18 protein-coding genes are annotated in these 26,799 nt (G+C 69.6%); 14 read left to right on the top strand and 4 right to left on the bottom strand.

Features of this window, described 5'->3' with window-relative positions; translation table 11 throughout:
- Window positions 1–128: 128 nt before the first annotated feature.
- From ACFVGS_RS27630 to ACFVGS_RS27640, 3 genes are all read left to right on the top strand, one after another.
- A complete protein-coding gene (locus ACFVGS_RS27630) occupies window positions 129–1,682 on the top strand; it encodes an MFS transporter (protein ID WP_384420152.1) in 1,554 nt (517 codons plus the stop codon).
- A gap of 134 nt (window positions 1,683–1,816) precedes the next feature.
- Window positions 1,817–2,635, top strand: a complete 819-nt coding sequence (locus tag ACFVGS_RS27635; protein WP_384420149.1) for a hypothetical protein — start codon at window positions 1,817–1,819, stop codon at window positions 2,633–2,635.
- Window positions 2,636–2,773: 138 nt separating this feature from the next.
- Window positions 2,774–3,901, top strand: coding sequence for a calcium-binding protein (locus tag ACFVGS_RS27640; protein WP_385694210.1), 1,128 nt, complete (start codon window positions 2,774–2,776; stop codon window positions 3,899–3,901).
- 152 nt (window positions 3,902–4,053) lie between these two features.
- Here ACFVGS_RS27640 and ACFVGS_RS27645 read toward each other — a convergent pair whose 3' ends face one another.
- From ACFVGS_RS27645 to ACFVGS_RS27655, 3 genes are all read right to left on the bottom strand, one after another.
- Window positions 4,054–5,583 carry a helix-turn-helix domain-containing protein gene (locus ACFVGS_RS27645; protein ID WP_384422688.1) on the bottom strand — a complete coding sequence of 510 codons (1,530 nt, stop codon included), beginning with the start codon at window positions 5,581–5,583 and terminating at the stop codon, window positions 4,054–4,056.
- 50 nt (window positions 5,584–5,633) lie between these two features.
- Entirely contained in the window at window positions 5,634–5,990 is a 357-nt protein-coding gene (locus tag ACFVGS_RS27650; protein ID WP_385694213.1) for a VOC family protein, read from the bottom strand.
- A gap of 89 nt (window positions 5,991–6,079) precedes the next feature.
- Entirely contained in the window at window positions 6,080–6,697 is a 618-nt protein-coding gene (locus ACFVGS_RS27655) for a sigma-70 family RNA polymerase sigma factor (protein ID WP_385694216.1), read from the bottom strand.
- Between the two features lie 66 nt (window positions 6,698–6,763).
- On the opposite strand from ACFVGS_RS27655, the gene ACFVGS_RS27660 reads away from it, so the two are divergent.
- Window positions 6,764–7,645 (top strand): alpha/beta fold hydrolase, encoded by an 882-nt coding sequence (locus ACFVGS_RS27660; protein ID WP_385694219.1) that lies wholly within the window; start codon window positions 6,764–6,766, stop codon window positions 7,643–7,645.
- 134 nt (window positions 7,646–7,779) lie between these two features.
- Complete coding sequence (gene acnA, locus ACFVGS_RS27665; RefSeq protein ID WP_384422698.1) at window positions 7,780–10,509, top strand: aconitate hydratase AcnA; 2,730 nt, start codon at window positions 7,780–7,782, stop codon at window positions 10,507–10,509.
- Window positions 10,510–10,588: 79 nt separating this feature from the next.
- Here the strand turns inward: acnA and ACFVGS_RS27670 are convergent, their stop codons facing one another.
- Window positions 10,589–14,413, bottom strand: coding sequence for a GH92 family glycosyl hydrolase (locus tag ACFVGS_RS27670; RefSeq protein ID WP_385694222.1), 3,825 nt, complete (start codon window positions 14,411–14,413; stop codon window positions 10,589–10,591).
- A gap of 392 nt (window positions 14,414–14,805) precedes the next feature.
- Here ACFVGS_RS27670 and ngcE point away from each other — a divergent pair, with 392 nt between their 5' ends.
- The 9 genes from ngcE (at window position 14,806) to ACFVGS_RS27715 (ending at window position 26,796) form a co-directional block, all read left to right on the top strand.
- A complete protein-coding gene (gene ngcE / locus ACFVGS_RS27675) occupies window positions 14,806–16,245 on the top strand; it encodes an N-acetylglucosamine/diacetylchitobiose ABC transporter substrate-binding protein (protein ID WP_384422702.1) in 1,440 nt (479 codons plus the stop codon).
- Window positions 16,246–16,298: 53 nt separating this feature from the next.
- Complete coding sequence (locus ACFVGS_RS27680) at window positions 16,299–17,228, top strand: carbohydrate ABC transporter permease (protein ID WP_384422704.1); 930 nt, start codon at window positions 16,299–16,301, stop codon at window positions 17,226–17,228.
- Between the two features lie 14 nt (window positions 17,229–17,242).
- A complete protein-coding gene (locus ACFVGS_RS27685) occupies window positions 17,243–18,187 on the top strand; it encodes a carbohydrate ABC transporter permease (RefSeq protein ID WP_384422706.1) in 945 nt (314 codons plus the stop codon).
- Window positions 18,188–18,344: 157 nt separating this feature from the next.
- On the top strand, window positions 18,345–19,565 hold the full coding sequence (locus ACFVGS_RS27690; protein WP_384422709.1) for an ROK family protein: 1,221 nt from the start codon (window positions 18,345–18,347) through the stop codon (window positions 19,563–19,565).
- A gap of 122 nt (window positions 19,566–19,687) precedes the next feature.
- Window positions 19,688–20,788: a substrate-binding domain-containing protein gene (locus tag ACFVGS_RS27695; protein ID WP_384422711.1), complete on the top strand. Its 1,101-nt coding sequence runs from the start codon at window positions 19,688–19,690 to the stop codon at window positions 20,786–20,788.
- Window positions 20,789–20,949: 161 nt separating this feature from the next.
- Complete coding sequence (locus ACFVGS_RS27700) at window positions 20,950–21,744, top strand: ATP-binding cassette domain-containing protein (protein ID WP_128981030.1); 795 nt, start codon at window positions 20,950–20,952, stop codon at window positions 21,742–21,744.
- Complete coding sequence (locus ACFVGS_RS27705) at window positions 21,741–23,039, top strand: sugar ABC transporter permease (protein ID WP_385694228.1); 1,299 nt, start codon at window positions 21,741–21,743, stop codon at window positions 23,037–23,039. Before ACFVGS_RS27700 ends, ACFVGS_RS27705 begins: the two co-directional genes overlap by 4 nt.
- A gap of 204 nt (window positions 23,040–23,243) precedes the next feature.
- Entirely contained in the window at window positions 23,244–25,163 is a 1,920-nt protein-coding gene (dxs, locus tag ACFVGS_RS27710; RefSeq protein WP_384422715.1) for a 1-deoxy-D-xylulose-5-phosphate synthase, read from the top strand.
- A 154-nt stretch (window positions 25,164–25,317) separates the two neighbouring features.
- Complete coding sequence (locus ACFVGS_RS27715) at window positions 25,318–26,796, top strand: amino acid permease (protein ID WP_384422718.1); 1,479 nt, start codon at window positions 25,318–25,320, stop codon at window positions 26,794–26,796.
- Window positions 26,797–26,799: the final 3 nt, after the last annotated feature.

Here is a 26,799-nt window from a genome sequence, read left to right on the forward strand (position 1 = left end):
ACGGGGCCCGGCGAAACCGCGGGTCCCAGGCCGGTGAAAGATCAACTGGTCACCCCCGGGGGCCGGGCTTAGTGTCGAAAGGTGGACTGACCGGCCCACGGCTCCCGCAGGTGAGGGCGCGATGCGCCATGAGTACACCCAAGCCGACCACCCCGCAACAGGACGTGGCCACGAAGAAGTCCGGAGGCGACGGCAAGGGCATCGCCCTGTTCGTGATCGCCTCCTGCCAGCTGATGGTGGTCCTCGACATCACCATCGTGAACATCGCGCTCCCGCACATCCAGAGCGCGCTCGACTTCTCCACCACGAGCCTGTCCTGGGTGGTCAACGCCTACACCCTGACCTTCGGCGGTCTGCTGCTGCTCGGCGGCCGCGCCGGTGACATCCTCGGCCGCCGCCGGGTCTTCATCTTCGGCGTGCTGCTCTTCGGATTCGCCTCGCTGCTCGGTGGTTTCGCCCAGGAGTCCTGGCAGCTCCTCGCCGCCCGGGCACTGCAGGGCGTCGGCGGCGCGATCTCCTCGCCGACCTCGCTGTCGCTGATCACGACCACCTTCGACGAGGGACCCGAACGCAACCGCGCCTTCGGCGTGTTCGCCGGCGTGTCGGCCGGCGGCGGCGCCATCGGCCTGCTCGCAGGCGGCGTCCTCGTCGAATGGCTCGACTGGCGCTGGGTGTTCTTCGTCAACGTGCCGATCGCCCTGCTGATCGCCTTCCTGACGCCCCGTCACGTCAAGGAGTCGGAGCGGCACCCCGGCCACTTCGACATCCTGGGCGCGCTCACCTCGACGCTCGGCATGGTCGCGCTCGTGTACGGCTTCATCCGCGCCGCGCAGGAAGGCTGGCGGGACCCGTACACGCTGGCCTCGTTCGGGGCGGCGGTCGTGCTGCTCGTCGCCTTCGTCCTGATCGAGCGCCGCTCGCGGCAGCCGATCACCCCGCTGCACATGTTCGCGGACCGCAACCGGGCGGGCACGTACGCCATCATGCTGTGTCTGGCGGCGGCGATCTTCGGGATGTTCTTCTTCCTGACGCTCTTCGTGCAGACGGTCCTGGACTTCAGCCCGTTGCAGGCCGGACTGGCCTTCCTGCCGGTCAGCGCGGTGATCGCGGTGCTGGCCGGGGTCACCTCCCAGTTCCTGCCGCGCTTCGGCCCGAAACCCTTCATGGTGATCGGCTCGATCTGCCTGGCGGCCGGCCTGTCCTGGCTGACCCTGACGGACGTCCACTCCACCTACGCGGGCAGCATCCTCGGACCGATGCTGGTCCTGAGCGCCGGCATGGGAATGATGTTCGTCTCGCTGACCCTGATGGCCCTCTCGGGCGTGGAGTCCCACGAGGCGGGCGCCGCGTCCGGCCTGCTCAACGCGACCCAGCAGGTCGGCGGTTCGCTGGGCCTGTCCATCCTGGTCACGGTCTTCGGCACGGTCAGCCGCAACGAGGCCCAGGACCAGGTCCCCGCCTTCCTCTCCCAGGCAGGACCCCTGGAGAAGGCCCAGTTCGCCAAGACCGGCCAGCTCCCGCCGCCTTGGGGCGACCTGGTCCTCACCAGCGGTGTCACCGCCGGCTTCATCGTGGCCGCGGCCTTCGCCATCCTCTCCGCCGTGATCGCCGTCTTCGCGATCAAGGTACGGCCCTCCGACATGGAACGGCTGAAGGGCGGCGCGGTGATGCCGGGCGGGTGAGGCGGAGATCACGGTTTGGACGCACCGCCTCCGCGACAGCGTGACGGCATGGGCCCGTACGGCACAGGCCCGAACGACGAGCGGGAGCAGACGCGTTGAGACAGCAGCAGAGAGTACGGCGGATATCCCTGACGGTGGCGGCGGCGACGGCGATCGCCGCCGCCGCCGTGTTCACGGCGTCCGGCACCGGCCTCGCCGAGGGCCTTGGCGCGGCCGCGCCGGCGGCCGAATCGGTCGACGGCGGCGACACCGTCGGCGTTTCCGTGGGGACCACCGCGGGTGAGACCTCCGGGGAGACCACCGCCGGCGGCGAGACCATCGGCGGGACGACGACCGGCGGGGTCGACGGTGGTACGTCCACGGGCGGGACCGTGGGCGGCGGAGAGACGTCGGGCGGGGGAGAGCCGACGTCGACCCCGACGCCCGACCCGTGGCCGAGCCCGACGTACAGCCCGCCGAGCCCGACACCCAGCCCGTCGGAGCCGAGCCCGACGCCCAGCCCTTCGGTGCCGCCGGGCGCCGGCGACATCCCCGCTACCGCGTACGCGTGCTGGGCCACGGGGACGCCGATCACCGGCACCTTCGTGGGGCTGGTCCCTGCCGGAACCCTTCCGACGGGCAACAAGGCGACCCTGGTCGAGCTGCGCTTCGTCCCGAAGACGGACCCGGCCACCGGCATGCGTGCCGACGACGAGATCGTCACCCGCTTCGCCCCGGCCGGCGGTGCCTGGACGGCCGCCGAGCCGGTGAAGCTGCAACTGCAGCCGGACGGCATCAAGCCGTTCCGGCCGGTGGTGGACGGCGCCGCCCTGAAGATGCCGGAGATCCGGCTGGCCGACGTGAACTGCTGGGACAGCACCCTCTCCAGCATCGGCGGCACCGTCCGCTTCGGCGGCGAGGGCGGCAACGGCGGTGTCGAGGTGAAGGTTCCGGTCACCTGGTACCGCTCCTGACGGAGCCCGCCCATCACGCGTACAGATCAGAATCCGATCGGATGAACTTACCGGGGCGGCCCGTCGATGGGCGGCCGCGGCCGCTCCTCCGCACGCACAGTGAGCGCCAGGCACTGCGCAAGCGAAGGAGAGACACCCATGTGGGACATGTGGGAAGTGCATCGCCGTAGACGGCTCGCGGCCGCCCTGGGGGCCCAGACGCTCGCCGCGGCGGCCCTGCTGGGAATGGGGGCCGGCGCGGCGGGCGCCGCGGAGCCGACCTGCTTCGGCGCCGCGGCCACGGTCACGGGCACCCAGGGCACGCCGGGCGACGACGTGATCATCGGCACGCCCGGCAACGACCGCATCGACGGCGCGGGCGGCGACGACCGCATCTGCGGACTGGGCGGAAACGACGTCCTCGGCGGCGGCGCGGGTCACGACAGCGTCGCGGGAGGCACGGGCGACGACCAGGTCGACGGCGGCCTCGGCGACGACCTGCTGGTCGGCGACGACTACGCCGACGGCGACGTGACCGGCTCCGTCGCCGGACGCGACCAGATCAACGGCGGAGGCGACAACGACAACGTCTTCGGCGACAACGTGTCCGCGGGCGGCAAGGCCGTGGGCGCGGCGTCGGACACGATCCACGGCGGCGCCGGCGACGACTCCCTCACCGGGGACAGCTCCGGCGTCGAGGCGTCCGGCGGGGCGAACGACTTCCTCCACGGCGACGCCGGCGAGGACATCATCGTGGGCGACTCGTACGCCGTCACCAAGGCCACGGGCGCCGGCGACGACGTGATCCTCCTGGGCCAGGGCGGCTTCGACTTCGCCGTCGGCGACAGCCGCGCCGCCGACGCCGTGGACGGCGCGGGCGGCGACGACACCATCGACCTGGGAACCGACGGCGGCTTCGGCGCCGCAGGCGACCACGTGGCCGACTTCGGCAAGTCCACCGGCTCCGGCAGGGACCGCGTCACGGGCGGCTCCGCCGACGAGATCGTCCTCCTGGGCGACAGCGTGACGAACACCGCCACCGATGCCACGGCCGCCGCCGACGTCGTCAACGGCCGCGGCGGCGCCGACCGCATCTTCGGCGACAACGTCGACAGCGCCCTCGAGGTCTCCATCGGCACCGTGGGCGGCGCCGACACCCTCTTCGGCGGCGACGGCCCCGACCACGTCCGCGGCGGCCCCGGCCCCGACCGCCTCAACGGCGGCCCGGGCACCGACGACTGCGACGGAGAGGCGGGCGCGGACATCGAAACGGCCTGCGAGGTCTGAACCGGGCCCCGGCCGGACGACGGCCCGAGGCCCCGTCATCCGCCGGAGTACCGGGGGGTGACGGGGCTCGACTGGCCTCGGTGGACTTCCGGGGGTTCCTCGGACTTCCTCAGACTTCCTTGGGCTTCCTCGGACTTCCGTAGGGATTCGCCCTAGATGTCCCGGAAGATCTCGATCTGCGCCCCCACCGAGTTCAGCCGCTCCGCCAGGTCCTCGTACCCCCGGTTGATGACGTACACGTTCCGGAGCACCGACGTGCCCTCCGCCGCCATCATGGCCAGCAGGACGACGACCGCCGGGCGCAGGGCCGGCGGGCACATCATCTCGGCGGCGCGCCAGCGGGTGGGGCCCTCGACCAGGACGCGGTGGGGGTCCAGGAGCTGGAGGCGGCCGCCGAGGCGGTTGAGGTCGGTGAGGTAGATGGCGCGGTTGTCGTAGACCCAGTCGTGGATCAGGGTCTTGCCCTGGGCCGTGGCCGCGATGGCCGCGAAGAAGGGCACGTTGTCGATGTTGAGGCCCGGGAAGGGCATCGGGTGGATCTTGTCGATCGGCGCCTCCAGTTTGGAGGGGCGGACCGTGAGGTCGACCAGGCGGGTGCGGCCGTTGTCGGCGGGGTACTCGGCCGAGCGGTCGTGGTCGAGGCCCATCTCCTCCAGGACCGCGAGCTCGATCTCCATGAACTCGATGGGGACCCGGCGGATCGTCAGTTCCGACTCGGTGACGACGGCTGCGGCCAGGAGGCTCATGGCCTCGACCGGGTCCTCCGAGGGGGAGTAGTCGACGTCGGCGTCGATCTCCGGGACGCCGTGCACGGTGAGCGTGGTGGTGCCGATGCCCTCCACCCGTACGCCCAGCGCCTCCAGGAAGAAGCACAGGTCCTGGACCATGTAGTTGGACGAGGCGTTGCGGATGACGGTGACGCCGTCGTGGCGGGCGGCCGCCAGCAGGGCGTTCTCGGTCACCGTGTCGCCGCGCTCGGTCAGGACGATCGGGCGGTCGGGGGCGACGGACCGCTCGACCTGCGCGTGGTAGAGGCCCTCGGTCGCGGTGATGTCGAGGCCGAAGCGGCGCAGCGCGATCATGTGCGGCTCGATGGTGCGGGTGCCGAGGTCGCAGCCGCCGGCGTACGGCAGCTTGAAGCGGTCCAGGCGGTGCAGCAGCGGGCCGAGGAACATGATGATGGAGCGGGTGCGGATCGCGGCCTCGGCGTCGATGGACTCCATGTCCAGCTCGGCGGGCGGCACGATCTCCAGGTCCACGCCCTCGTTGATCCAACGGGTGCGGACGCCGATGGAGTTGAGGACCTCCAGGAGGCGGAAGACCTCCTCGATGCGGGCGACCCGGCGCAGCACCGTGCGGCCCTTGTTGAGCAGCGAGGCGCACAGCAGCGCGACACAGGCGTTCTTGCTGGTCTTGACGTCGATGGCGCCGGAGAGGCGGCGGCGGCCAACGACCCGCAGATGCATCGGGCCGGCGTAACCGAGAGAGACGATCTCGCTGTCGAGCGCCTCGCCGATGCGGGCGATCATCTCAAGGCTGATGTTCTGGTTGCCGCGCTCGATCCGGTTGACGGCGCTCTGACTGGTGCCGAGTGCGTCGGCCAGCTGGGTCTGGGTCCAGCCCCGGTGCTGACGGGCGTCACGGATGAGCTTGCCGATGCGTACGAGGTAGTCGTCTGCCATGGCGTCACGTTATCTCAGATATGAGATGCGCCTTGCGATGGGGTAGGCCATCAGGGTGACAGGCTGTGGGCTACGGGGTGACGCGGCTGGTAGAGCGGCAGTTCGGTCCCGCTCGGCAGGCGTACGGCCCCGAGCAGGCCCCAGCCCTGTTCGCTGACGGGCCGTGAGACCTCGGCCCCGCGGTCCTCCAGCGTCTTCAGGGTCTCCGCGATGTCGTCGCACATCAGGTAGACCTCGTGCTTCGGCTCCTCCTCGGTGGGGTGCACCGCGATCTCGGCCGGTGGCAGCTTGAAGATGAGCCAGCCCCGCCCCGCGTCCACGTGGTCGAAGCGGAAGACGTCCTGAAGGAAGGCGCGGTCCGCCTCCGCGTCACGGGTGTAGAGGATCACATGTGCGCCGCTGAACATGCCTCAATCGTCCACTCCCATCCCCTTTGCGGCAATCGTGCCGCGCCCGTACGGGGGCCGGAACGGTGACCGGTTCGCGCCTCGCGGGGTCACCCCTCCTGCAGGCGCACCCGCTGGATCTGGCAGGCCAGCGCGCGGCGCCTGGACGCCCGGCCCGCCTCGGTCCCCTCGCTCGTCGCCAGGACGTCGAGACCGCGCGCGATCCGGTCGTACGTGTTCTGGTACGCCCTGAACGGCGCCTCCGCCCCGTACTCCCGCAGGTCCTCCTCGACCAGGCGCCGCAGCGCGTCCACGTTCTGCGGCGTGAAGCGCTTCCGGCCCCGGGCCAGCGCGTGCACCAGGCGCGAGCAGTGGGCCGTGTCGTCGAGCGCTGCCGAGAGCTCCTCGGCCAGGCCCCACAACCGTCCCTCCAGCCACGGCGTGTCGAGCTGCTCGAGCGACACGTCCGCCGGTTCGTCCGCCCCGGCCGCCCTGGCCACCTGCTTGGAGACCGCGGGCTGGCTCATCCCGGCGAGCCGGGCGAGCCGGTCCTGGGTCCAGCCGGCGGCGGCGAACAGCTGGATCATCTCGCAGCGCAGGCGCCGCATCTCCTCGCCGGCGTGAATGATCTCGTTCATTCCCGCGAACATCCGCCCGACCTGTTCCTCGGTCATGGGCTCGGCGGTCTCGGCCATGTCCCCGGTCGTCGCGCTCTCCTCGGCTCTCACAACTCAGTTATACCCGGTCGCCCAAAGGGCTCGACTTGATTCATAACCAGGTTGTACAACATGGTTATGATCCACACCCCGGCCGTCCTCCGCACCTTCACCGCCCCCGACGGCACCCGCCTCGCCCATCGCCTCACCGGCTCCGGCGACCCGCTCCTCTGTGTCCCCGGCGGGCCCGCCGACTCCGCGTACCTCGGTGACCTCGGAGGGCTGGCCGCCCACCGCACCCTGGTCCTGCCCGACCTGCGCGGCACCGGCCGGTCCGCGCGGCCCGCCGACCCCGCGAGCTACCGCTGCGACCGGCTCGTCGACGACATCGAGGCCCTGCGCGCCCACCTCGGTCTCGAACGCGTCGACCTGCTCGGCCACTCCGCCGGGGCGAACATCGCCGTCCAGTACGCGGCCCGGTACCCGCACCGCGTGACCCGCCTGGCCCTCGTCGCGCCGGGCCTGCGCGCCGTCGGCATCGACGTCACGGCCGAGACCCGCCTCGGGCTGGCGCGCCGGCGTGCGCACGAGCCCTGGTTCCCGGCGGCCTTCGCCGCCCTGGAGGCGATCAACGACGGCACGGGCGCCGACTGGGAGGCGATCGCACCCTTCCGGTACGGCCGCTGGGACGCGGCGGCCCGCCGGCACGAGGCCGCGAGCCGTCCGGACAACCCCGAGGCCGTCGCCGGCTTCGGCGCCGACGGCGCCTTCACCCCGGACGCGACCCGCGCCGCGCTCGCGAGCCTCTCCGTGCCCGTCCTGCTCCTGGCGGGGGAGTTCGACCTCAACAGCCCGCCGGGTGCGGTGGCCGAGCTCGCGGGTCTCGTGTCCGACGCCACATTCCATGTGCAGCCCGGGGCAGGCCACTATCCGTGGCTGGACGACCCGGTCCGCTTCCTCGCGACGGCGGCGGCGTTTCTCGGGGCTGCCGGGCATGACCGGCCGCCGGTGATGTACTAGAGTTATCTCGACATCGAGATATCTGCCGAGGCGCACCGCTGCCGCCACCCTGGTAAGGGTTACCTAACTTAGCCTTACCTTAGCGGATCGACGACGAGTACGTGGCGGCAGGATGTGGTGGAACGCGCACATATATGAAGGAGACCGTCGTGTCGGCGAACAGCTTCGACGCCCGCGCCACGCTGCGCGTGGGTGACGAGTCGTACGAGATCTTCCGTCTGGACAAGGTGGAGGGCTCGGCCCGGCTCCCCTACAGCCTTAAGGTTCTGCTCGAGAACCTGCTCCGCACCGAGGACGGCGCGAACATCACCGCCGACCACATCCGGGCCCTCGGCAACTGGGACTCGCAGGCCCAGCCGAGCCAGGAGATCCAGTTCACGCCGGCGCGCGTGATCATGCAGGACTTCACCGGTGTCCCCTGTGTCGTCGACCTCGCCACCATGCGCGAGGCCGTCGCGGCGCTCGGCGGCGACCCGGCGAAGATCAACCCGCTCTCCCCGGCCGAGATGGTCATCGACCACTCCGTCATCGCCGACAAGTTCGGCACCAACGACGCCTTCGCGCAGAACGTCGAGCTCGAGTACGGCCGCAACAAGGAGCGCTACCAGTTCCTGCGCTGGGGCCAGACCGCCTTCGACGACTTCAAGGTCGTCCCGCCGGGCACCGGCATCGTCCACCAGGTGAACATCGAGCACCTGGCCCGCACGGTCATGGTCCGCAACGGCCAGGCGTACCCCGACACCCTCGTCGGCACCGACTCGCACACCACCATGGTCAACGGCCTCGGCGTGCTGGGCTGGGGCGTCGGCGGCATCGAGGCCGAGGCCGCCATGCTCGGCCAGCCGGTCTCCATGCTGATCCCGCGCGTCGTCGGCTTCAAGCTGACCGGCGAGCTGCCCACCGGCACCACCGCCACCGACCTGGTCCTCACGATCACCGAGATGCTGCGCAAGCACGGCGTCGTCGGCAAGTTCGTCGAGTTCTACGGTGAGGGCGTCGCCGCCACGTCCCTCGCCAACCGCGCCACCATCGGCAACATGTCGCCGGAGTTCGGCTCCACCGCCGCGATCTTCCCGATCGACGGCGAGACCCTGAACTACCTCAAGCTCACCGGCCGCTCCGAGCAGCAGGTCGCGCTCGTCGAGGCGTACGCCAAGGAGCAGGGCCTCTGGCTCGACCCGGCCGCCGAGCCCGACTTCTCCGAGAAGCTGGAGCTCGACCTCTCCACCGTCGTCCCGTCGATCGCCGGCCCGAAGCGCCCGCAGGACCGCATCGTCCTCGCGAACGCCGCCGAGCAGTTCAAGCAGGACGTCCGCAACTACGTCGACATGGTCGACGAGGCGGGCCAGGAGTCCTTCCCGGCCTCCGACGCCCCGGCCGTCAGCAACGGCGTCCCGTCGAACCCGGTCCAGGTGACCGCCCCCGACGGCACGACCTACACGCTCGACCACGGCGCCGTCACCGTCGCCGCGATCACCTCCTGCACCAACACCTCGAACCCGTACGTCATGGTCGCCGCCGCGCTCGTCGCGAAGAAGGCCGTGGAGAAGGGCCTGACCCGCAAGCCGTGGGTCAAGACCACCCTCGCCCCGGGCTCGAAGGTCGTCACCGACTACTTCGACAAGGCGGGCCTCACCCCGTATCTCGACAAGGTCGGCTTCAACCTCGTCGGCTACGGCTGCACCACCTGCATCGGCAACTCCGGCCCGCTGCCGGAGGAGGTCTCCAAGGCCGTCAACGAGCACGACCTCGCGGTCACCTCGGTCCTCTCCGGCAACCGGAACTTCGAGGGCCGCATCAACCCCGACGTCAAGATGAACTACCTGGCCTCCCCGCCGCTGGTCGTCGCGTACGCCATCGCGGGCTCCATGAAGGTGGACATCACCAAGGACGCCCTCGGCGTCGACCAGGACGGCAAGCCGGTCTACCTGGCCGACATCTGGCCGTCCGAGGCCGAGGTCAACGACGTCGTGGCCAACGCCATCGGCGAGGACATGTTCTCCAAGTCGTACGAGGACGTCTTCGCGGGCGACGCCCAGTGGCAGGCCCTGTCGATCCCGACCGGCAGCACCTTCGAGTGGGACGCCGAGTCGACCTACGTCCGCAAGCCCCCGTACTTCGAGGGCATGACGATGGAGACCACCCCGGTCACCGACATCACGGGCGCCCGCGTGCTCGCGAAGCTCGGCGACTCGGTCACCACCGACCACATCTCCCCGGCCGGTGCCATCAAGGCCGACACCCCGGCCGGCAAGTACCTCACCGAGCACGGTGTGGAGCGTCGTGACTTCAACTCCTACGGCTCGCGCCGAGGCAACCACGAGGTCATGATCCGCGGCACCTTCGCCAACATCCGCCTGCGCAACCAGATCGCGCCGGGCACCGAGGGCGGCTACACCCGCGACTTCACGCAGGAGGGCGGCCCGGTCTCCTTCATCTACGACGCCTCGCAGAACTACCAGGCCGCCGGCACCCCGCTGGTCATCCTGGGCGGCAAGGAGTACGGCTCCGGCTCGTCCCGTGACTGGGCGGCCAAGGGCACCGCGCTCCTCGGCGTCAAGGCCGTCATCACCGAGTCGTACGAGCGCATCCACCGCTCGAACCTCATCGGCATGGGCGTGCTCCCGCTCCAGTTCCCGGCCGGCCAGACGGCCGACTCGCTCGGCCTGACCGGTGAGGAGACCTTCTCCATCACGGGCATCACCGAGCTGAACGAGGGCACCACCCCGAGCACGGTCAAGGTCACCACCGACACCGGTGTCGAGTTCGACGCGGTCGTCCGCATCGACACCCCCGGTGAGGCGGACTACTACCGCAACGGCGGCATCATGCAGTACGTGCTGCGCAACCTGATCCGCGGCTGACCGCCGGAGGTCCGGTAGGGCAAGGGCCCTCTCCCCGCCGGGGGAGAGGGCCCTTCCTCATGGGCGGACCGGCCGGGCGTCAGCCCAGCAGCTCCACCTCCGCGAGCTCGGCGGCGGCCGGACCGGCCACCACCAGGCGGTACTTCGCGTACGCGCCGGGCTTCGCCACCGAGAACACCCGGGTCTGCCGGTTCCACGCGAAGGACTCGCCGTCCCGCCGGTCCAGGTCCGTCCAGGTCACCCCGTCCGCCGAGCCCTGGAGCACCCAGCCCGCCGGCGCCTTCGCCCGGTCCGCCGACGAGGTCAGCGTGTACTGGACCGCCCTCACCGGGCCGGCCACGGGCAGCCCCACCGGGCCGGCCAGCGGCCCCGCCGTCGCCGACGTGTCGTCGAACAGCGGCCCCGCACCCGCTCCCGCGACCAGGTCCGCCCGCGGCGCCGGCACCTCGTCGTCCTGGGTGATCGAGACGGGGGCCGCCTTGCCGCCCGTGCCCCACGCGGAGGGCCGGGGACCCATCGCGAACTTCAGCGTGCCGCCCTTCGCGAGCAGCCGGTGCGGCAGCGCCGTCGAGTTCCACGGCACGCCGTCGACCTTCACGCCCTGCACGTAGATGTTGCGGGCGCTGTTGCGCGGCGCCTCCACGACCAGCGTGCGGCCGTTGTCCATCCGCACCGTCGCCTTCGTGAACAGCGGCGAACCGATCGCGTACTCCCCACTGCCCATCACCAGCGGGTAGAAGCCGAGCGCGGAGAACAGGAACCAGGCCGACTGCTCGCCGTTGTCCTCGTCACCGTGGTAGCCCTGGCCGATCTCGCTGCCGGTGTAGAGCCGGGAGAGGACCTCACGGACCTTCTCCGCCGTCTTCCACGGCTGCCCGGCCGCGTCGTACATGTACGGCACGTGGTGCGCGACCTGGTTGGAGTGGCCGTACATGCCCATCCGCACGTCCCGCGCCTCGGTCATCTCGTGGATGACGCTGCCGTACGAGCCGGCGACGTCGGGCGAGGCCGTCTCCGGCGTGGCGAAGTACGCGTCCAGCTTCTTCGCGAGGCCCGCTCGCCCGCCGTACAGATTGGCGAGGCCCCGGGAGTCCTGGGGGGCCGTGAAGGCGTAGCCCCAGCCGTTGGTCTCCGTGTAGTCGTAGCCCCAGATACGCGGGTCGTACGACGCCGAGGGCACCCGCCAGGCGCCCTTCGCGTCCCGGCCCTGGAAGAAACCGGCCTTGGCGTCGAACAGCGACACGTACTTCCGGGCGCGGTCGAGGAAGTACGCCGCCTCGTCCCGGTAGCGCGTCCTGCCGGTCTTCTCGTAGAGCGCCTGGCCCATCTTCGCGATGCCGTAGTCGTTGAGGTAGCCCTCCAGGGACCAGGACAGGCCCTCGTGGGTCTCGGTCGACGCGTAGCCGGTGAACGGGGAGGTCTCCATGCCCTTGCGTCCGACGCCGCGGCTGGGCGCCACGACGGTGGCGTTCTTCAGGGCCGCCTCGTACGCCGCCTCCGCGTCGAAGTCGACGCCCTTCACGTACGCGTCCGCGAAGGCCACGTCCGAGGAGGTGCCGGTCATCAGGTCCGCGTAGCCGGGGGAGGACCAGCGGGAGATCCAGCCGCCGTCCTTGTACTGCTGCACGAAGCCGTCGACCAGCTCGCCCGCCTTCCGCGGGGTGAGGAAGGAGTAGGCCGGCCAGGTGGTGCGGTAGGTGTCCCAGAAGCCGTTGTTGACGTACGGCCTGCCCTCGACGACCTGCGCGCCGGTACGGGTCGGGGTGTCGGGCCCGGCCGGCGGCGAGAACGGGCTCGCGTACCTGTAGGTCGAACCGACCTTCTCGAAGCCGGAGTTGGGGTACAGGTACAGCCGGTAGAGGCTGGAGTAGAGGGTCACCAGCTGGTCGTGGGTCGCGCCCTCGACGGTGACCCGGCCGAGCACCTCGTCCCAGGCCTGCTGGGCCCGCTCGCGGACGGTGTCGAAGTCCGTGCCCTCCGGGATCTCGTCGGCGAGGTTCGCCTTCGCCTGCTCGACGGAGATCAGCGAGGTCGCGATCCGCAGGGTGACCGTGCGGTCGGGGCCCGCGTCGAGGCGGAGGTGACCCTTCACGCCCTGCGCGGCGGACGAGGTGACCGGCGCGTCGAGGACGCCGTACACGAACATCCGGCCCGCGCCCGTCGACAGCCCGCTCTTCACGTCGGAGTAGGCCGTGAAGGAGCGCGTCGCCGGGTCGAGGGTGAGCCCGCCCTGCTCGGTGACGTTGTCGAGGACCACGCTCGCGTCGTCGCCGGGATAGGTGAAGCGCATGACGGCCGCGTGGTCGGCCGGGGCGATCTCGGCCTTCAGGCCGTTCTCGAAGGTGACGCCGTAGTGGTGCGGCCTCGCCGTCTCGTTCGCGTGCCGGAACGGCAGGGCACGGGCCGCCTTGTCGGTGGGCGGGGCGCCCGCGGCGGCCGAGGGCATCACCTGGAAGGTCTGCCGGTCGCCCATCCAGGGACTGGGCTGGTGGCTGGCGGACAGCGCCTGGAGGGTGGGCAGGTTTTCGGCGTTGTTGCCGCGCGCGTACTCGTAGATCCAGCTCTGGGTCGCCGCGTTCGTCACCGGCGTCCAGAAGTTGAAGCCGTGCGGGACGGCGGTGGCCGGGAAGGTGTTGCCGCGCGAGAAGGAGCCGGAGGAGTGGGTGCCGCGCGTGGTCGACGCGTAGTCGGAGAGCCGCTCGTATGGTTCCCGCGGCTGCCTCGGCGCGATCGCCAGGTCGTCGATCCAGCCCTGGAACCTGCCCGGGCCCTTGGGCGAGTCGTAGGCGACCAGGATCCGGTCCACGGTCTTCCCGTTCGCGACCTCGCCGATCTGCGCGGTGACCTGGTTCCACTGGTTGACGTAGAGCCGCTTCGCGGCGCCCTGGCCGCTCGGGGTCAGGAGCCCGCCGTACGAGTCGGTGGCGCCCAGGTCGCTCAGATAGGTGCCGTCGGTGAAGGCGAGGTCCACGGACACGTTCGTGGCCGGGTAGTTCAGGTCGGTCTCCGAGGCCGACATCGACGGGAAGATCTTGTACGACAGCTCGGTGTTCCGGACGATCCGGGTGTCGACGTCGAAGACCTTGTTGTACGAGTACGCGCGGCCCTCGCCCTTGTGGGTGCCCGCGTAGCGCAGCGCGCGCTTGCCGGTGAAGCCCGCTCCGGCCTTGGCGGTGGGGGAGCCGCTGGGGCCGCGGTCGGGATGGCTGCGCATCTCCTCGGGCACGGGCTGGGAGGTGTCCCCGTTCGAGAACTGAACGTCGGCGAGCTGGGTGAGGCCCGCGCCCGCGTTCCTGGTGATCTCCAGGCGGTAGTGCGCGTACGCGGTCGTGCCGCCGCCGGCGATGTCGTACGTCCTGGTCTCGAAGCGCCTGGCGAAGCTCTCGCCGGAGCGGGTGTCGAGGACCGTCCACTCCTTGCCGTCGGCCGAGCCTTCGAGGGTCCAGTCGCGCGGATCGCGCTCGGCGGCGTCGTTCGCCGACGTCAGCGCGTAGGTGGCGAGCCTGACGGGGGAGTCCAGGTCGAACTCGATCCACGCGGTGGGCTCGAACACCAGCCACTTCGTGCCGGGCTGCAGGTCGACCAGGTTCTCCTTGACCTCGCCGGCGCCGGCGTGCTCGCCGCTGGCCCGCAGGGCCGTGACCCGGTCGGTGACGTTTCCGGGTATGCCGGTGACGAATCCGCCGTCGACGCCGGATGTCCGCTTCTTTCCGTCGGGGCCGACTTCGACGGTGTTACGCCAGGTCGGCTGGGTTTCCTCCGCTTCGAAGGAGGTGGTGAATTCGCGTGCCGTTCCGCCGGGTTGTTCCGATGCGCCCGGAACCGCCTGAGCCACCGTGGGGACGAGGGCCAGGATCAGCGCCGCCGAGGCCGCCAGGGAGACCGCTCTGAGATGGGGGTGCATACCGTGTCGTCGCTCCTGCCGCTGGTTCTAGACAACGTTGTCAAACCGATCGCGCAAGAACCCAGGAGAAGGGCAAGTCTCAGGTGGTGTCAAGGGTGTTGACGCCGATTCGAGGGAGGAAACGGGGCAGAAACGGCTCGGATATCCCGCAGGTCTCAACTCGGAGAAGACTGTCGGGGAAAGCTGGTTTCGATCTTGCTCCGGCGACGGGAAGTGGACTATACCTGTCGGCGTCCCGCCCGTCGTGGAGAAACCAAGCCCTACCGACGACGGCCCGACGCCTGCACGACCCAGCTGCAATTGACCGCGGTGGCGGGGCCCTTCGCCTGAGGCGAACTTGTACGGGCGACCGGTACACCGCCTGAGTCCTGAATGAAGGCGAGGACTTGAGCATGGGATCCACCTCCGCCCAGAACAATGAGGGCCTCGGCCGTCGCGATCTGATCAAGCGTTCCGCCGCACTCGGTCTGATCTCGGTGCCCACCATGAGTTTCCTGTCCGCGTGCGCCTCCAGCGGTGGCGACGACTCGGGCAACGACAAGCCCAAGGGCGAGAAGACGAAGGACAATCCGTTCGGCGTCGCCAAGGGCGGCAAGATCGACGTCGTCGTCTTCAAGGGCGGGTACGGCGACGAGTACGCCAAGGCCTGGGAGGCCAGCTTCAACAAGAAGTGGGGCATCACCGCCACCCACACCGGCACCCAGGAGATCACCGGCAAGCTCCAGCCGCGCTTCAACGCCGGCAACCCGCCGGACATCGTCGACGACTCCGGCGCCCAGAAGATCAAGATCGACGTCCTGCACAAGAACGGCCAGCTGCTCGACCTCGCCGAGGTCCTCGACGCGCCGTCCGTCGACGACCCGAACAAGAAGGTCCGCGACACCCTCATCCCGGGCACCATCGACGCCGGCCTGCAGGAGGGCAAGGTCGTCGCCCTCAACTACATCTACACGGTGTGGGGCCTGTGGTACTCCGGGAAGCTCTTCAAGGAGAAGGGCTGGACCGAGCCGAAGACCTGGGACGACTTCCTCGCGATCTGCAAGGACGCCACCTCCCAGGGCATCGGCGGCCTCGCCCACCAGGGCAAGTACCCGTACTACATCAACGTCGCCATCATGGACCTGATCGCCAAGACCGGCGGTCTCGAGGCCATGAAGGCCATCGACAACCTCGACCCCAAGGCCTTCGTCGGCTCCGACGCCGCCAAGCAGGCCGTCGAGGCGGTCTACGAGGTGGTCGAGAAGGGCTACCTGATGCCCGGCACCAACGGCCTGGAGCACACCGAGTCCCAGACCCGCTGGAACCAGTACAAGGCCGCCTTCATCACCTGTGGCTCCTGGCTGGAGAACGAGCAGCTCAAGCAGACCCCGGCCGACTTCGACATGAAGTTCATGCCGATGCCGCTGCTGCCCGGCAGCAAGATGCCCTACGAGGCGATCCGGGCCGGCTCGGGCGAGCCCTTCATCATCCCCGCCAAGGCCAGGAACCTGGCCGAGGCGAAGGAGTTCATGCGGATGATGCTCTCCAAGGAGTGGTCGACGCTCTTCGCCAAGGAGGCCAACTCGCTCACCATCCTCGCCGACGGCGTGGACCCGAGCGTCAAGCTCCGCCCGGGCACCCAGTCCACGGTCGAGGCCTCCAAGGCGGCCGGCACCAACACGTTCCGCTACCTGTACACCGAGTGGTACAGCGAGATGGACACCGAGATCCAGAACGCGTCCAACGAGCTGATGGCCAAGCGCATCCAGCCCGCGGAATGGCTCAAGCGGGCCCAGGCCGCCGTCGACAAGGCCGCCAAGGACCCGGCGTCCAAGAACAACCGCCGCGACTGACGCGCGGTCCGGGACGCGACACCTCATCCGGGGACATCAGGGACAGGAACGCCATGCGCAAAGGGCAGTACAAGTTCGTCACGGGATTCCTCTTCATACCCGTGGCCCTCTATCTGGTCTTCGTCATCTGGCCGTACATCCAGACGTTCGGCTACTCGCTGACCGACTGGAAAGGCCAGTCACAGGACTTCTCCTTCGTCGGCTTCGACAATTACGCCGCCCTCTTCGAGGACGACGTCTTCCTGGGAGCGGTCTGGCACAACATCCTGTTCCTGGTGTTCATCCCGGTGATCACCATTCTGCTCGCCCTCTTCTTCGCCTTCATGGTGAACGCGGGCGGGCGGAGCCGGGCCGGCGGCGTCGCGGGCGTCGCCGGATCCAAGTTCTACAAGGTCGTCTACTTCTTCCCGCAGGTGCTCTCGCTCGCGATCCTCGCGGTGCTCTTCGGCGCCGTGTACCGCAGCGACGCCGGCGGCATGCTCAACGGCCTCCTCCTCAAGCTCGGCCTCGTCGAGGCCGACCAGCCGGTGGAGTGGCTCAACGAGCCGGACTTCGTCCTGTGGGCCCTCATCGCGGTCGTCGTCTGGCACGGCGTCGGCTTCTACCTGGTGCTGTTCTCCGCCGCGATGCAGTCCATCCCGCGCGACATCTACGAGGCCGCGCTGATCGACGGCGCCGGCCGCGCCCAGTCCTTCTTCAAGATCACGCTGCCGCTGCTCTGGGACTCCGTGCAGACCGCCTGGGTCTACCTCGGCATCGTCGCGATGGACATGTTCGTCCTCGTCTCCACCATGACCTCCGGTGACTACGGCGGTGGGCCCGACCACCACAGCGAGGTCATGTCGACGGTCATGATGCGCAACTTCCTCTACTTCGGCAAGAGCGGCTACGCCTGCGCCATGGGCGTCGTGATGCTGCTGCTCACCCTGATCGTGTCCGTGGTCACGCTGCGCGCCACCCGCCGCGAGCGCCTCGAGTTCTGAGCGGGAGAACGACGATGACTGCACCCATCCAGAAGTCCGACACCACCGCCGCCGGCGGGGCCGCCGTGCCGCGGCAGCGCGCGGCGGGCAAGGGGCGCACGCCCGCGCCCGGCCCGGCCCGCGAGGGCACCGTCCTCAACGTCTTCTCGCACGGCTTCCTCGCCCTGTGGGCGCTGATGATCGTGCTGCCGCTGATCTGGCTCGTGCTGAGCTCGTTCAAGACCGACGGGCAGATCGCCGGGTCCGCCTTCGGCTGGCCGGAGAACTGGTCCCTGGACGTCTTCACCCGGGCCTGGAACAAGGGCATCGGCGACTACTTCGTGAACACCGTGATCGTCCTGGTGTTCTCGGTGCCGCTCACCATGCTCTTCGGCTCGATGGCGGCGTACGTGCTCGCGCGCTACGAGTTCTGGGGCAACCGGCTCGTCTACTACTTCTTCGTGGCCGGTGCCATGTTCCCGGTCTTCCTGGCGCTCGTCCCGCTCTTCTTCATGGTGAAGATGCTCGGGATGCTCAACACCTACCAGGGTCTGATCCTGGTGTACGTCGCCTACTCGATGCCGTTCACCGTCTTCTTCATGCACTCCTTCTTCCGGACGCTGCCGACGGCGGTCTTCGAGGCGGCGATCCTCGACGGGGCCTCGCACACCCGGGCCTTCTTCCAGGTGATGCTCCCGATGGCCAAGCCGGGCCTGCTCAGCGTCGGCATCTTCAACACGCTGGGGCAGTGGAACCAGTTCATCCTGCCGACGGTGCTGATGCAGCCGCAGAGCGGTGACGACCCGGAGCGCTACGTGCTCACCCAGGGCCTGATCCAGCTGGAGCAGCAGCAGGGCTACGAGACCGACCTGCCGGTGCTCTTCGCGGGCGTCACCATCGCCATGATCCCGATGCTGGTGGTCTATCTGTCCTTCCAGCGCCAGGTCCAGGCGGGTCTCACTTCGGCCACGCTCAAGTAACGAGCCGGTCGCTCGACGTCCGGCCCCGGAGGGTCCTCTCTCCGGGGCCGGACTTTTTCGTTCCGGATACGACTACCGTCGAGGACTTGACGGCGACAAGGCCCACGAAGGAGCTTGGAGTTCATAACTTGTACACGTCGTAGGGTGGAGAGAGTCAATGGAGACTCCGGGGTCGCAGTCCTCGCTGCACCGGGCCAATCTCGAGCGGGTCGTCCGGGCGGTACGGATGGCCGGATCGCTCACCCAGGCGGAGATCGCCCGGACGACCGGCCTGTCCGCCGCCACGGTCTCCAACATCGTGCGGGAGCTGAAGGACGGCGGGACCGTCGAGGTCACGCCGACCTCGGCGGGCGGCCGACGGGCCCGCAGCGTCTCGCTCAGCGGCGACGCCGGCATCGTCATCGGCGTGGACTTCGGGCACACCCACCTGCGGGTCGCGGTCGGCAACCTGGCCCACCAGGTGCTCGCGGAGGAGGCCGAGCCGCTGGACGTCGACGCCTCCGCCGCGGAGGGCTTCGACCGGGCGGAGCAGCTGGTCAGCCGCCTGATCGCGGCCACCGGCATCGGCCGGGACAAGGTCGTCGGCGTGGGCCTGGGCGTGCCCGGCCCGATCGACGTCTCCTCGGGCACGCTGGGCTCCACGTCGATCCTGCCGGGCTGGAGCGGGATCAACCCGGCGGACGAGCTCTCGGCCCGGCTCGGCGTGCCCGTGCACGTCGACAACGACGCCAACCTCGGCGCCCTCGGCGAGCTGGTCTGGGGCAGCGGGCGGGGCGTCAAGGACCTCGCGTACATCAAGGTGGCCAGCGGTGTCGGCGCCGGTCTGGTGATCGACGGCAGGGTCTACCGGGGCCCGGGCGGCACGGCCGGCGAGATCGGCCACATCACCCTGGACGAGTCGGGTCCGGTGTGCCGCTGCGGCAACAGGGGCTGCCTGGAGACCTTCACGGCGGCCCGCTACGTCCTGCCGCTGCTCCAGTCCAGCCACGGGCCCGACCTGACCATGGAACGGGTGGTCCAGCTGGCCCGCGAGGGCGACCCCGGCTGCCGCCGGGTGGTCGCGGACGTCGGCCGCCACATCGGCAGCGGCATCGCCAACCTCTGCAACCTTCTGAACCCGAGCCGGGTCGTGCTCGGCGGCGACCTGGCGGAGGCCGGAGAGCTGGTCCTGGCGCCCATCAGGGACTCCGTGTCGCGTTACGCCATCCCCAGCGCCGCCCGGCAGCTCTCGCTGGCCCCCGGGGCCCTGGGCGGGCGCGCCGAGGTGCTGGGCGCCCTCGCCCTCGTCTTGAGCGAGATGGGCGATTCGACGCTTTTGCATGGGTCTGAGGGTGGCCTTTCGGCCGCCGCCGGTGCCAGGACGCCTGCCTTCACTTAGATAACGAATGGCACCGTTGCCATCTCGTTAAAGATTTACTTCTTGACGTTGAAGCCGCGGCCGAGTTGACTTCCAGCCACCTCGGCCGCAACGTCGCGGCCTCGTCAGGGAGGCAACCCCACATGAACGCAGTGACGCGTCGCGTCGTCATAGGCACGGCCGCGGTTTCCATGGCCCTCTCCCTCGCCGCCTGTGGCAAGGCCGGCGACAACGGCTCCGACGGTGCGAGCGGCGGCGACGGCAAGACCATCGGTCTGCTGCTGCCCGAGAACAAGACCACGCGCTACGAGACCTTCGACCGCCCGATCATCGAGGCGAAGATCAAGGCCCTCTGCTCCGACTGCGAGGTCAAGTACAACAACGCCGCGCAGGACACCGAGACGCAGAAGAAGCAGTTCGACGCCCTCGTCACCCAGGGCGTGAAGGTCATCATCCTGGACTCGGTCGACTACAAGGCCACCAAGTCCTGGGTGCAGCAGGCCGAGAAGAAGGGCGTCAAGGTCGTCGCGTACGACCGCCTGGCCGAGGGCCCGATCTCCGCCTACGTCTCGTACGACAACGAGAAGATCGGCCGCCTGCAGGGCGAGGCCCTGGTGAAGGCGCTCGGCGACAAGGCGAAGGACGCCAACGTTGTCATGATCAACGGCTCGCCGACCGACCCGAACGCCCCGCTGTTCAAGAAGGGCGCCCACAGCGTCATCGACGGCGCCGTGAAGAAGGTCGTCTACGAGCAGGACATCCCGGACTGGTCCCCGGACGAGGCCAACAAGAAGATGGGTGCCGCCATCGACTCCCTGGGCAAGGACGGCTTCCAGGGCGTCTACTCCGCCAACGACGGCATGGCCGGCGGCATCATCACCGCCCTCAACAAGCAGGGCGTCAAGGTCCCGGTCGGCGGCCAGGACGCCGAACTCGCCGGTCTGCAGCGCATCCTGAAGGGCGACCAGTCCTTCACGATCTACAAGCAGATCAAGCCCGAGGCCGAGACCACCGCCGAGATCGCGGTCAAGCTCCTCAAGGGCGAGAAGATCGACGGCCTCACCCCGGTCAAGGTCACCAGCCTCACCGGCGAGTTCAAGGACATCCCGGCCAAGCTCTACGACGCGCAGATCGTGACCAAGGAGAACATCGCCTCCACGATCATCGCCGACAACGTCTACAAGGCGGCCGACATCTGCACCGCCGAGTACAAGGCGGCCTGCGACGCGGCGGGCATCAAGTAACCCCTCCGCCCCACGGAACCGGTCCGGCGCACCCCGCCCCGTCACAACGCCCCGCAAGCGGGGGCGGGGCGCCGGACTCCCCTCGTACCCCCCTCCTCCTCTCCCTCCCTCCGAGGGAGGAACCCCCGCACCACATCCCCGCCGGTCAGGCGGCGAAGGAGATGATTCACGTGTCCGCTACGCCCGTGCTGGCGTTGCGCGGGGTCTCCAAGCGGTTCGGCGCCGTCCAGGTGCTCACCGACGTCGATCTGGAGATCCATGCCGGAGAGGTCGTCGCCCTGGTGGGCGACAACGGCGCCGGCAAGTCCACCCTCGTCAAGACGATCTCGGGCGTCCACCCGATCGACGAGGGCACCATCGAGTGGGACGGCCGTCCGGTCCAGATCACCAAGCCCCACGACTCCCAGAACCTCGGGGTCGCGACCGTCTACCAGGACCTGGCGCTCTGCGACAACCTCGACGTGGTCGCCAACCTCTTCCTCGGCAGCGAGCTCAGCTCCGCCCGGGTCCTCGACGAGATCGCCATGGAGAAGCGCGCCCGGGAGCTCCTGGACACCCTCTCCATCCGCATCCCGTCGGTCCGCATACCCGTCGCCGCCCTCTCCGGCGGCCAGCGACAGGTCGTGGCCATCGCCCGCGCCCTGATCGGCGACCCCAAGATCGTCATCCTGGACGAGCCCACCGCCGCCCTCGGCGTCGAGCAGACCGCACAGGTGCTCGACCTCGTGGAGCGGCTGCGCGAGCGCGGCCACGGCGTCATCCTCATCAGCCACAACATGGCCGACGTCCGCGCCGTCGCGGACAAGGTCGCCGTGCTCCGCCTCGGCCGCAACAACGGTGTCTTCGACGTCAAGGACACCACCCACGAGACGATCATCGCCGCCATCACCGGTGCCACGGACAACGCCGTGACCCGCCGGCAGGCCCGCACCGCCTCGAAGGAGGACGCCAAGTGAGCGACCTCACGAAGAACCCCGCCCCGGAGACCCCGGACACCACCGTCGAGGAGTCGGCCGCCCCGGTCCCGGCCGTCGACCCCCGCCTCCTCGTCCGCGAGGAGGGCATCAAGGGCTACTGGACCGAGTTCACCCGCAAGATCCGCGGCGGCGAGCTCGGCTCGCTCCCCGTGATCCTCGGCCTGATCGTCATCGCCGTCGTCTTCCAGCTCCAGAACAGCAACTTCCTGTCCGCGAGCTCGGTCGCCAACGTTGCCGTGTACGCCTCCGGCCTCGGCATCATGGCCGTCGGCATCGTCTTCGTGCTCGTCCTCGGCGAGATCGACCTCTCCATGGGCTCGGTCGCCGGCGTCGGCGCCGCCGTGTGGGCCGGCCTCCAGGTCAGCAACGGCATGAACGAGTGGCTGGCCATCCTGCTCGCGGTGCTCACCGGCACCGCCATCGGCGCGCTGCACGGCTTCTTCTTCGCGAAGATCGGCGTCCCCGCCTTCGTGGTCACCCTGGCCGGCTTCCTCGGCTGGATGGGTCTCCAGGAGTGGCTCATGGGCGGCGAGGGCTCCATCAACACGCCGTCCGGCAGCGTGGTGGAGAACCTCACCAACTACTTCTTCGCCGACAAGATCGCCGCCTACGGCCTCGCCCTGGTCGCCATCGCCGCGTACCTGTTCTCGCTGCTGCGCGACAGCAGCCGCCGCAAGGCCGCCCTCCTGCCGGCCCGCCCGGTCAGCGAGATCGTGCTGCGCACCGCCGTCGTCGCGGTCCTCGTCCTCGTCGTCGCGTACGTCATGAACGAGCCCGCCGGCGCCCGCGGCCTGCCGCTCGCCCTGGTGCTCTTCCTGGCCGTCCTGGTGCTCGCCGACTTCGTCGCCCGCCGCACCCTCTTCGGCCGCAAGGTCTTCGCGGTCGGCGGCAACGCCGAGGCGGCCCGCCGCGCCGGCATCAACGTGGACCGGGTCCGGATCGCCGTCTTCGCGATCTCCGGCACCCTCGCCGCCTTCGGCGGCCTGTTCATCGCGAGCCTCTCCGGCGGCGCGACCAAGAGCCTCGGCGGCGGCAACACGCTGATGCTGGTCATCGCGGCGGCCGTGATCGGCGGCACCAGCCTCTTCGGCGGCCGCGGCAAGGTCTGGTCGGCACTCCTGGGAATGATCGTGATCCAGTCGATCCAGCAGGGCCTGAACATGATCGGCATGTCCAACGCGATCCAGAACATGATCACCGGCGCGGTGCTGCTCGCCGCCGTCGTGATCGACTCGGTGTCCCGCCGCACGCAGAAGACCGCGGGCCGCGCGTAACCCACACCACAGCCAGTCCGCCCGGCGCCGGGAAACCGTCGCCGGGCACTGCTGCGTCCGGACCAGTGGACGGGGCAGACGGATCAGTGGTGTGTCGGCCATCAGGGTGGTGCGCCACTCCGGGCCCGATGCCCACGATCCAAGACGGAACATTAGACTCGACAAATCGGCAAGCTCGACCAGTTCAAACGCAAGGAGGCACGGGTGGCGTTGCTGACCCGTATCAGGGGACCGCGAGATCTGGACCGGCTCTCCTCGGAACAGCTGGACCTGCTGGCCGAAGAGATCAGGTCGTTCCTCGTGGACGCCGTCTCCAAGACCGGCGGGCACCTCGGTCCCAACCTCGGCGTGGTCGAGCTGACCATCGCCCTGCACCGCGTCTTCGACTCGCCCAAGGACAAGGTCCTGTGGGACACCGGCCACCAGAGCTACGTGCACAAGCTGCTCACCGGCCGCCAGGACTTCTCCAAGCTGAAGATGAAGGGCGGCCTGTCCGGCTACCCCTCGCAGGCCGAGTCCGAGCACGACGTCATCGAGAACTCGCACGCCTCGACGGTCCTCGGCTGGGCCGACGGCCTCGCCAAGGCCAACCAGATCCTGAAGAAGGACGACCACGTCGTCGCCGTCATCGGTGACGGCGCGCTCACCGGCGGCATGGCCTGGGAGGCGCTGAACAACATCGCCGACGCCAAGGACCGCCCGCTCGTCATCGTCGTCAACGACAACGAGCGCTCCTACGCGCCCACCATCGGCGGCCTCGCCAACCACCTGGCGACCCTGCGCACCACCGACGGCTACGAGCGCTTCCTGGCCCGCGGCAAGGACATCCTGGAGCGCACCCCGGTCGTCGGGAAGCCGCTCTACGAGACGCTGCACGGCGCGAAGAAGGGCCTGAAGGACTTCATCGCCCCGCAGGGCATGTTCGAGGACCTCGGCCTGAAGTACGTCGGCCCCATCGACGGCCACGACATCGAGGCCCTGGAGTCCGCCCTTACGCGCGCCAAGCGCTTCGGCGGCCCGGTCATCGTGCACTGCCTCACCGAGAAGGGCCGCGGCTACCAGCCGGCCCTCCAGGACGAGGCCGACCGCTTCCACGCCGTCGGCAAGATCCACCCCGACACCGGTCTGCCGATCGCCTCCTCCGGCGCCGACTGGACCGGCGTCTTCGCCGACGAGATGGTCGCGCTCGGCAAGGAGCGCGAGGACATCGTCGGCATCACCGCCGCCATGCTCCAGCCCGTCGGCCTCGACAAGTTCGCCAAGGCCTTCCCCGAGCGCGTGTTCGACGTGGGCATCGCCGAGCAGCACGCCGCGGTCTCCGCGGCCGGCCTCGCCACCGGCGGCCTCCACCCGGTCTTCGCGGTCTACGCGACCTTCCTCAACCGCGCCTTCGACCAGGTCCTGATGGACGTGGCCCTGCACAAGTGCGGCGTCACCTTCGTGCTCGACCGCGCCGGTGTCACCGGCACCGACGGCGCCTCTCACAACGGCATGTGGGACATGTCGATCCTCCAGGTCGTGCCGGGCCTCCGGCTCGCCGCGCCGCGCGACGCCGACCAGGTCCGCGCCCAGCTGCGCGAGGCCGTCGAGGTCACCGACGCGCCCACCGTGGTCCGCTTCTCCAAGGGCGCGGTCGGCCCGGCCGTCCCGGCCCTGCGCCGGGTCGGCGGCATGGACGTGCTGCGCGAGGCCGGCAGCGACAGGCCCGACGTCCTGCTCGTCTCGGTGGGCGCGCTCGCGCCCATGTGCCTGGAGATCGCCGACCTCCTCGACAAGCAGGGCATCTCCACCACCGTGGTCGACCCGCGCTGGGTCAAGCCGGTCGACGAGGCGATGGCCCCGCTCGCCGAGCAGCACCGGGTGGTCGTCACCGTCGAGGACAACAGCCGCGTCGGCGGCGTCGGCTCCGCCGTCGCCCAGGCGCTGCGCGACGCGGGCGTGGACGTGCCGCTGCGCGACTTCGGCATCCCGCCGCGCTTCCTCGACCACGCCTCGCGCGGCGAGGTCCTGGCCGAGATCGGGCTGACCGCCCCGGACATCGCCCGTCAGGTCACCGGCCTGGTCTCGCGCCTGGACGGCCGGTTCGAGAGCAGCAGCCAGGCCGTGGAGCCCGCGCGCGACTGACCTTCGGTCACCCAGCGTCAACTTTGGGCCGGTCGGACCACCCTTGCGGGTGCCGACCGGCCCTTCCGCGTGCATTCTGGCCTGAGGGCGGGCAGCCCCACTGCCAGGAGGTGCGACGGTGAGTACGGACCAGCAGCCACGCGCGAATTCCGGGATGTTCCGAACGAAGACGGTCGAGCAGTCGATCCGCGACACCGAGGAGCCCGAGCACGCGCTCAAGAAATCCCTTTCCGCCTGGGATCTGACGGTGTTCGGTGTCGGTGTCATCATCGGCACCGGCATCTTCGTGCTCACCGGAAAGGTCGCCAAGGAGAACGCGGGCCCGGCCACCGCCCTCGCGTTCGTGGCCGCGGGCATCGTCTGCGCCCTGGCGGCCCTGTGCTACGCGGAGTTCGCCTCGACCGTGCCGGTCGCCGGATCGGCGTACACCTTCGCGTACGCCTCCATCGGCGAGCTGCCGGCCTGGATCATCGGCTGGGACCTCGTCCTGGAGTTCGCGCTCGGCACCGCCGTCGTCGCCGTCGGCTGGTCCGGTTACGTCCGCTCCCTGATGGACAACGTCGACTGGCACCTGCCCGCCTCGCTGCAAGGCCCCGACGTGGCCGGCGGGACCTTCGACATCCTCGCGTTCCTGCTGGTCCTCGTGCTGACCGCGATCCTCGTCGTCGGCATGAAGCTGTCGGCCCGGATCACCGCGATCGTCGTCGCCATCAAGGTGACCGTGGTCATGATCGTCATCATCGCGGGCCTGTTCTTCATCGTCGGCGACAACTACGACCCCTTCATCCCGCCGGCCGTCACCCCCGAGGGCGGCGGCAACAACTGGGACTCGCCGATGGTGCAGCTCATCTTCGGCTACGAGCCCACCAACTTCGGCGTGATGGGCATCTTCACCGCCGCCTCGGTCGTCTTCTTCGCCTTCATCGGCTTCGACGTCGTCGCCACCGCCGCCGAGGAGACCAAGCTTCCGCAGCGCGACATGCCCCGCGGCATCCTCGGCTCGCTCTTCATCTGCACCGTGCTCTACGTGGCCGTCGCGCTCGTCGTCACCGGCATGCAGCACTACACCGAACTGTCCGTCAGCGCCCCGCTCGCCGACGCCTTCAAGGCCGTCGGACACCCGTTCTACGCGGGCGTCATCAGCTTCGGCGCCGCCGTCGGCCTCACCACGGTCTGTCTGATCCTGCTGCTCGGCCAGACCCGCGTCTTCTTCGCCATGAGCCGCGACGGGCTGCTGCCCCGCTTCTTCTCGGTGACGCACCCGAGGTTCAAGACCCCGTACCGGCCGACCATCCTGCTCGGCGTGGTCATCGCGATCGTCTCCGGCTTCACCAGCATCAACGAGCTCGCCACCCTGGTGAACATCGGCACCCTGTTCGCCTTCGTCATGGTCGCCGCCGGCGTGATCGTCCTGCGCCGCACCCGCCCCGACCTGCACCGCGCCTTCCGCACGCCGTGGGTGCCGGTGCTGCCGGTCCTCTCCATCGCCGCCTCGCTCTGGCTGATGCTCAACCTGCCCGGCGAGACCTGGTTCCGCTTCGCGGTGTGGATGCTCATCGGCATCGTCGTCTACTTCCTGTACGGAAGGAGCCACAGCCGCCTCGGCCGGCTGGGCCAGGAAGCGAAGTACTGACGT

It is taken from the genome of Streptomyces sp. NPDC127114 (genome assembly GCF_042677525.1).
Taxonomy (GTDB): Bacteria; Actinomycetota; Actinomycetes; order Streptomycetales; family Streptomycetaceae; genus Streptomyces.

Coding starts and splice junctions, on each gene's coding strand:
- ACFVGS_RS27630 (WP_384420152.1), top strand. CDS start 129: ATGAGTACACCCAAGCCGACCACCCCGCAACAGGACGTGGCCACGAAG.
- ACFVGS_RS27640 (WP_385694210.1), top strand. CDS start 2,774: ATGTGGGACATGTGGGAAGTGCATCGCCGTAGACGGCTCGCGGCCGCC.
- ACFVGS_RS27645 (WP_384422688.1), bottom strand. CDS start 5,583: ATGGCAGACGACTACCTCGTACGCATCGGCAAGCTCATCCGTGACGCC.
- ACFVGS_RS27650 (WP_385694213.1), bottom strand. CDS start 5,990: ATGTTCAGCGGCGCACATGTGATCCTCTACACCCGTGACGCGGAGGCG.
- ACFVGS_RS27660 (WP_385694219.1), top strand. CDS start 6,764: ATGATCCACACCCCGGCCGTCCTCCGCACCTTCACCGCCCCCGACGGC.
- acnA (WP_384422698.1), top strand. CDS start 7,780: ATGAAGGAGACCGTCGTGTCGGCGAACAGCTTCGACGCCCGCGCCACG.
- ACFVGS_RS27670 (WP_385694222.1), bottom strand. CDS start 14,413: ATGCACCCCCATCTCAGAGCGGTCTCCCTGGCGGCCTCGGCGGCGCTG.
- ngcE (WP_384422702.1), top strand. CDS start 14,806: ATGGGATCCACCTCCGCCCAGAACAATGAGGGCCTCGGCCGTCGCGAT.
- ACFVGS_RS27680 (WP_384422704.1), top strand. CDS start 16,299: ATGCGCAAAGGGCAGTACAAGTTCGTCACGGGATTCCTCTTCATACCC.
- ACFVGS_RS27685 (WP_384422706.1), top strand. CDS start 17,243: ATGACTGCACCCATCCAGAAGTCCGACACCACCGCCGCCGGCGGGGCC.
- ACFVGS_RS27690 (WP_384422709.1), top strand. CDS start 18,345: ATGGAGACTCCGGGGTCGCAGTCCTCGCTGCACCGGGCCAATCTCGAG.
- ACFVGS_RS27695 (WP_384422711.1), top strand. CDS start 19,688: ATGAACGCAGTGACGCGTCGCGTCGTCATAGGCACGGCCGCGGTTTCC.
- ACFVGS_RS27700 (WP_128981030.1), top strand. CDS start 20,950: ATGATTCACGTGTCCGCTACGCCCGTGCTGGCGTTGCGCGGGGTCTCC.
- ACFVGS_RS27715 (WP_384422718.1), top strand. CDS start 25,318: ATGTTCCGAACGAAGACGGTCGAGCAGTCGATCCGCGACACCGAGGAG.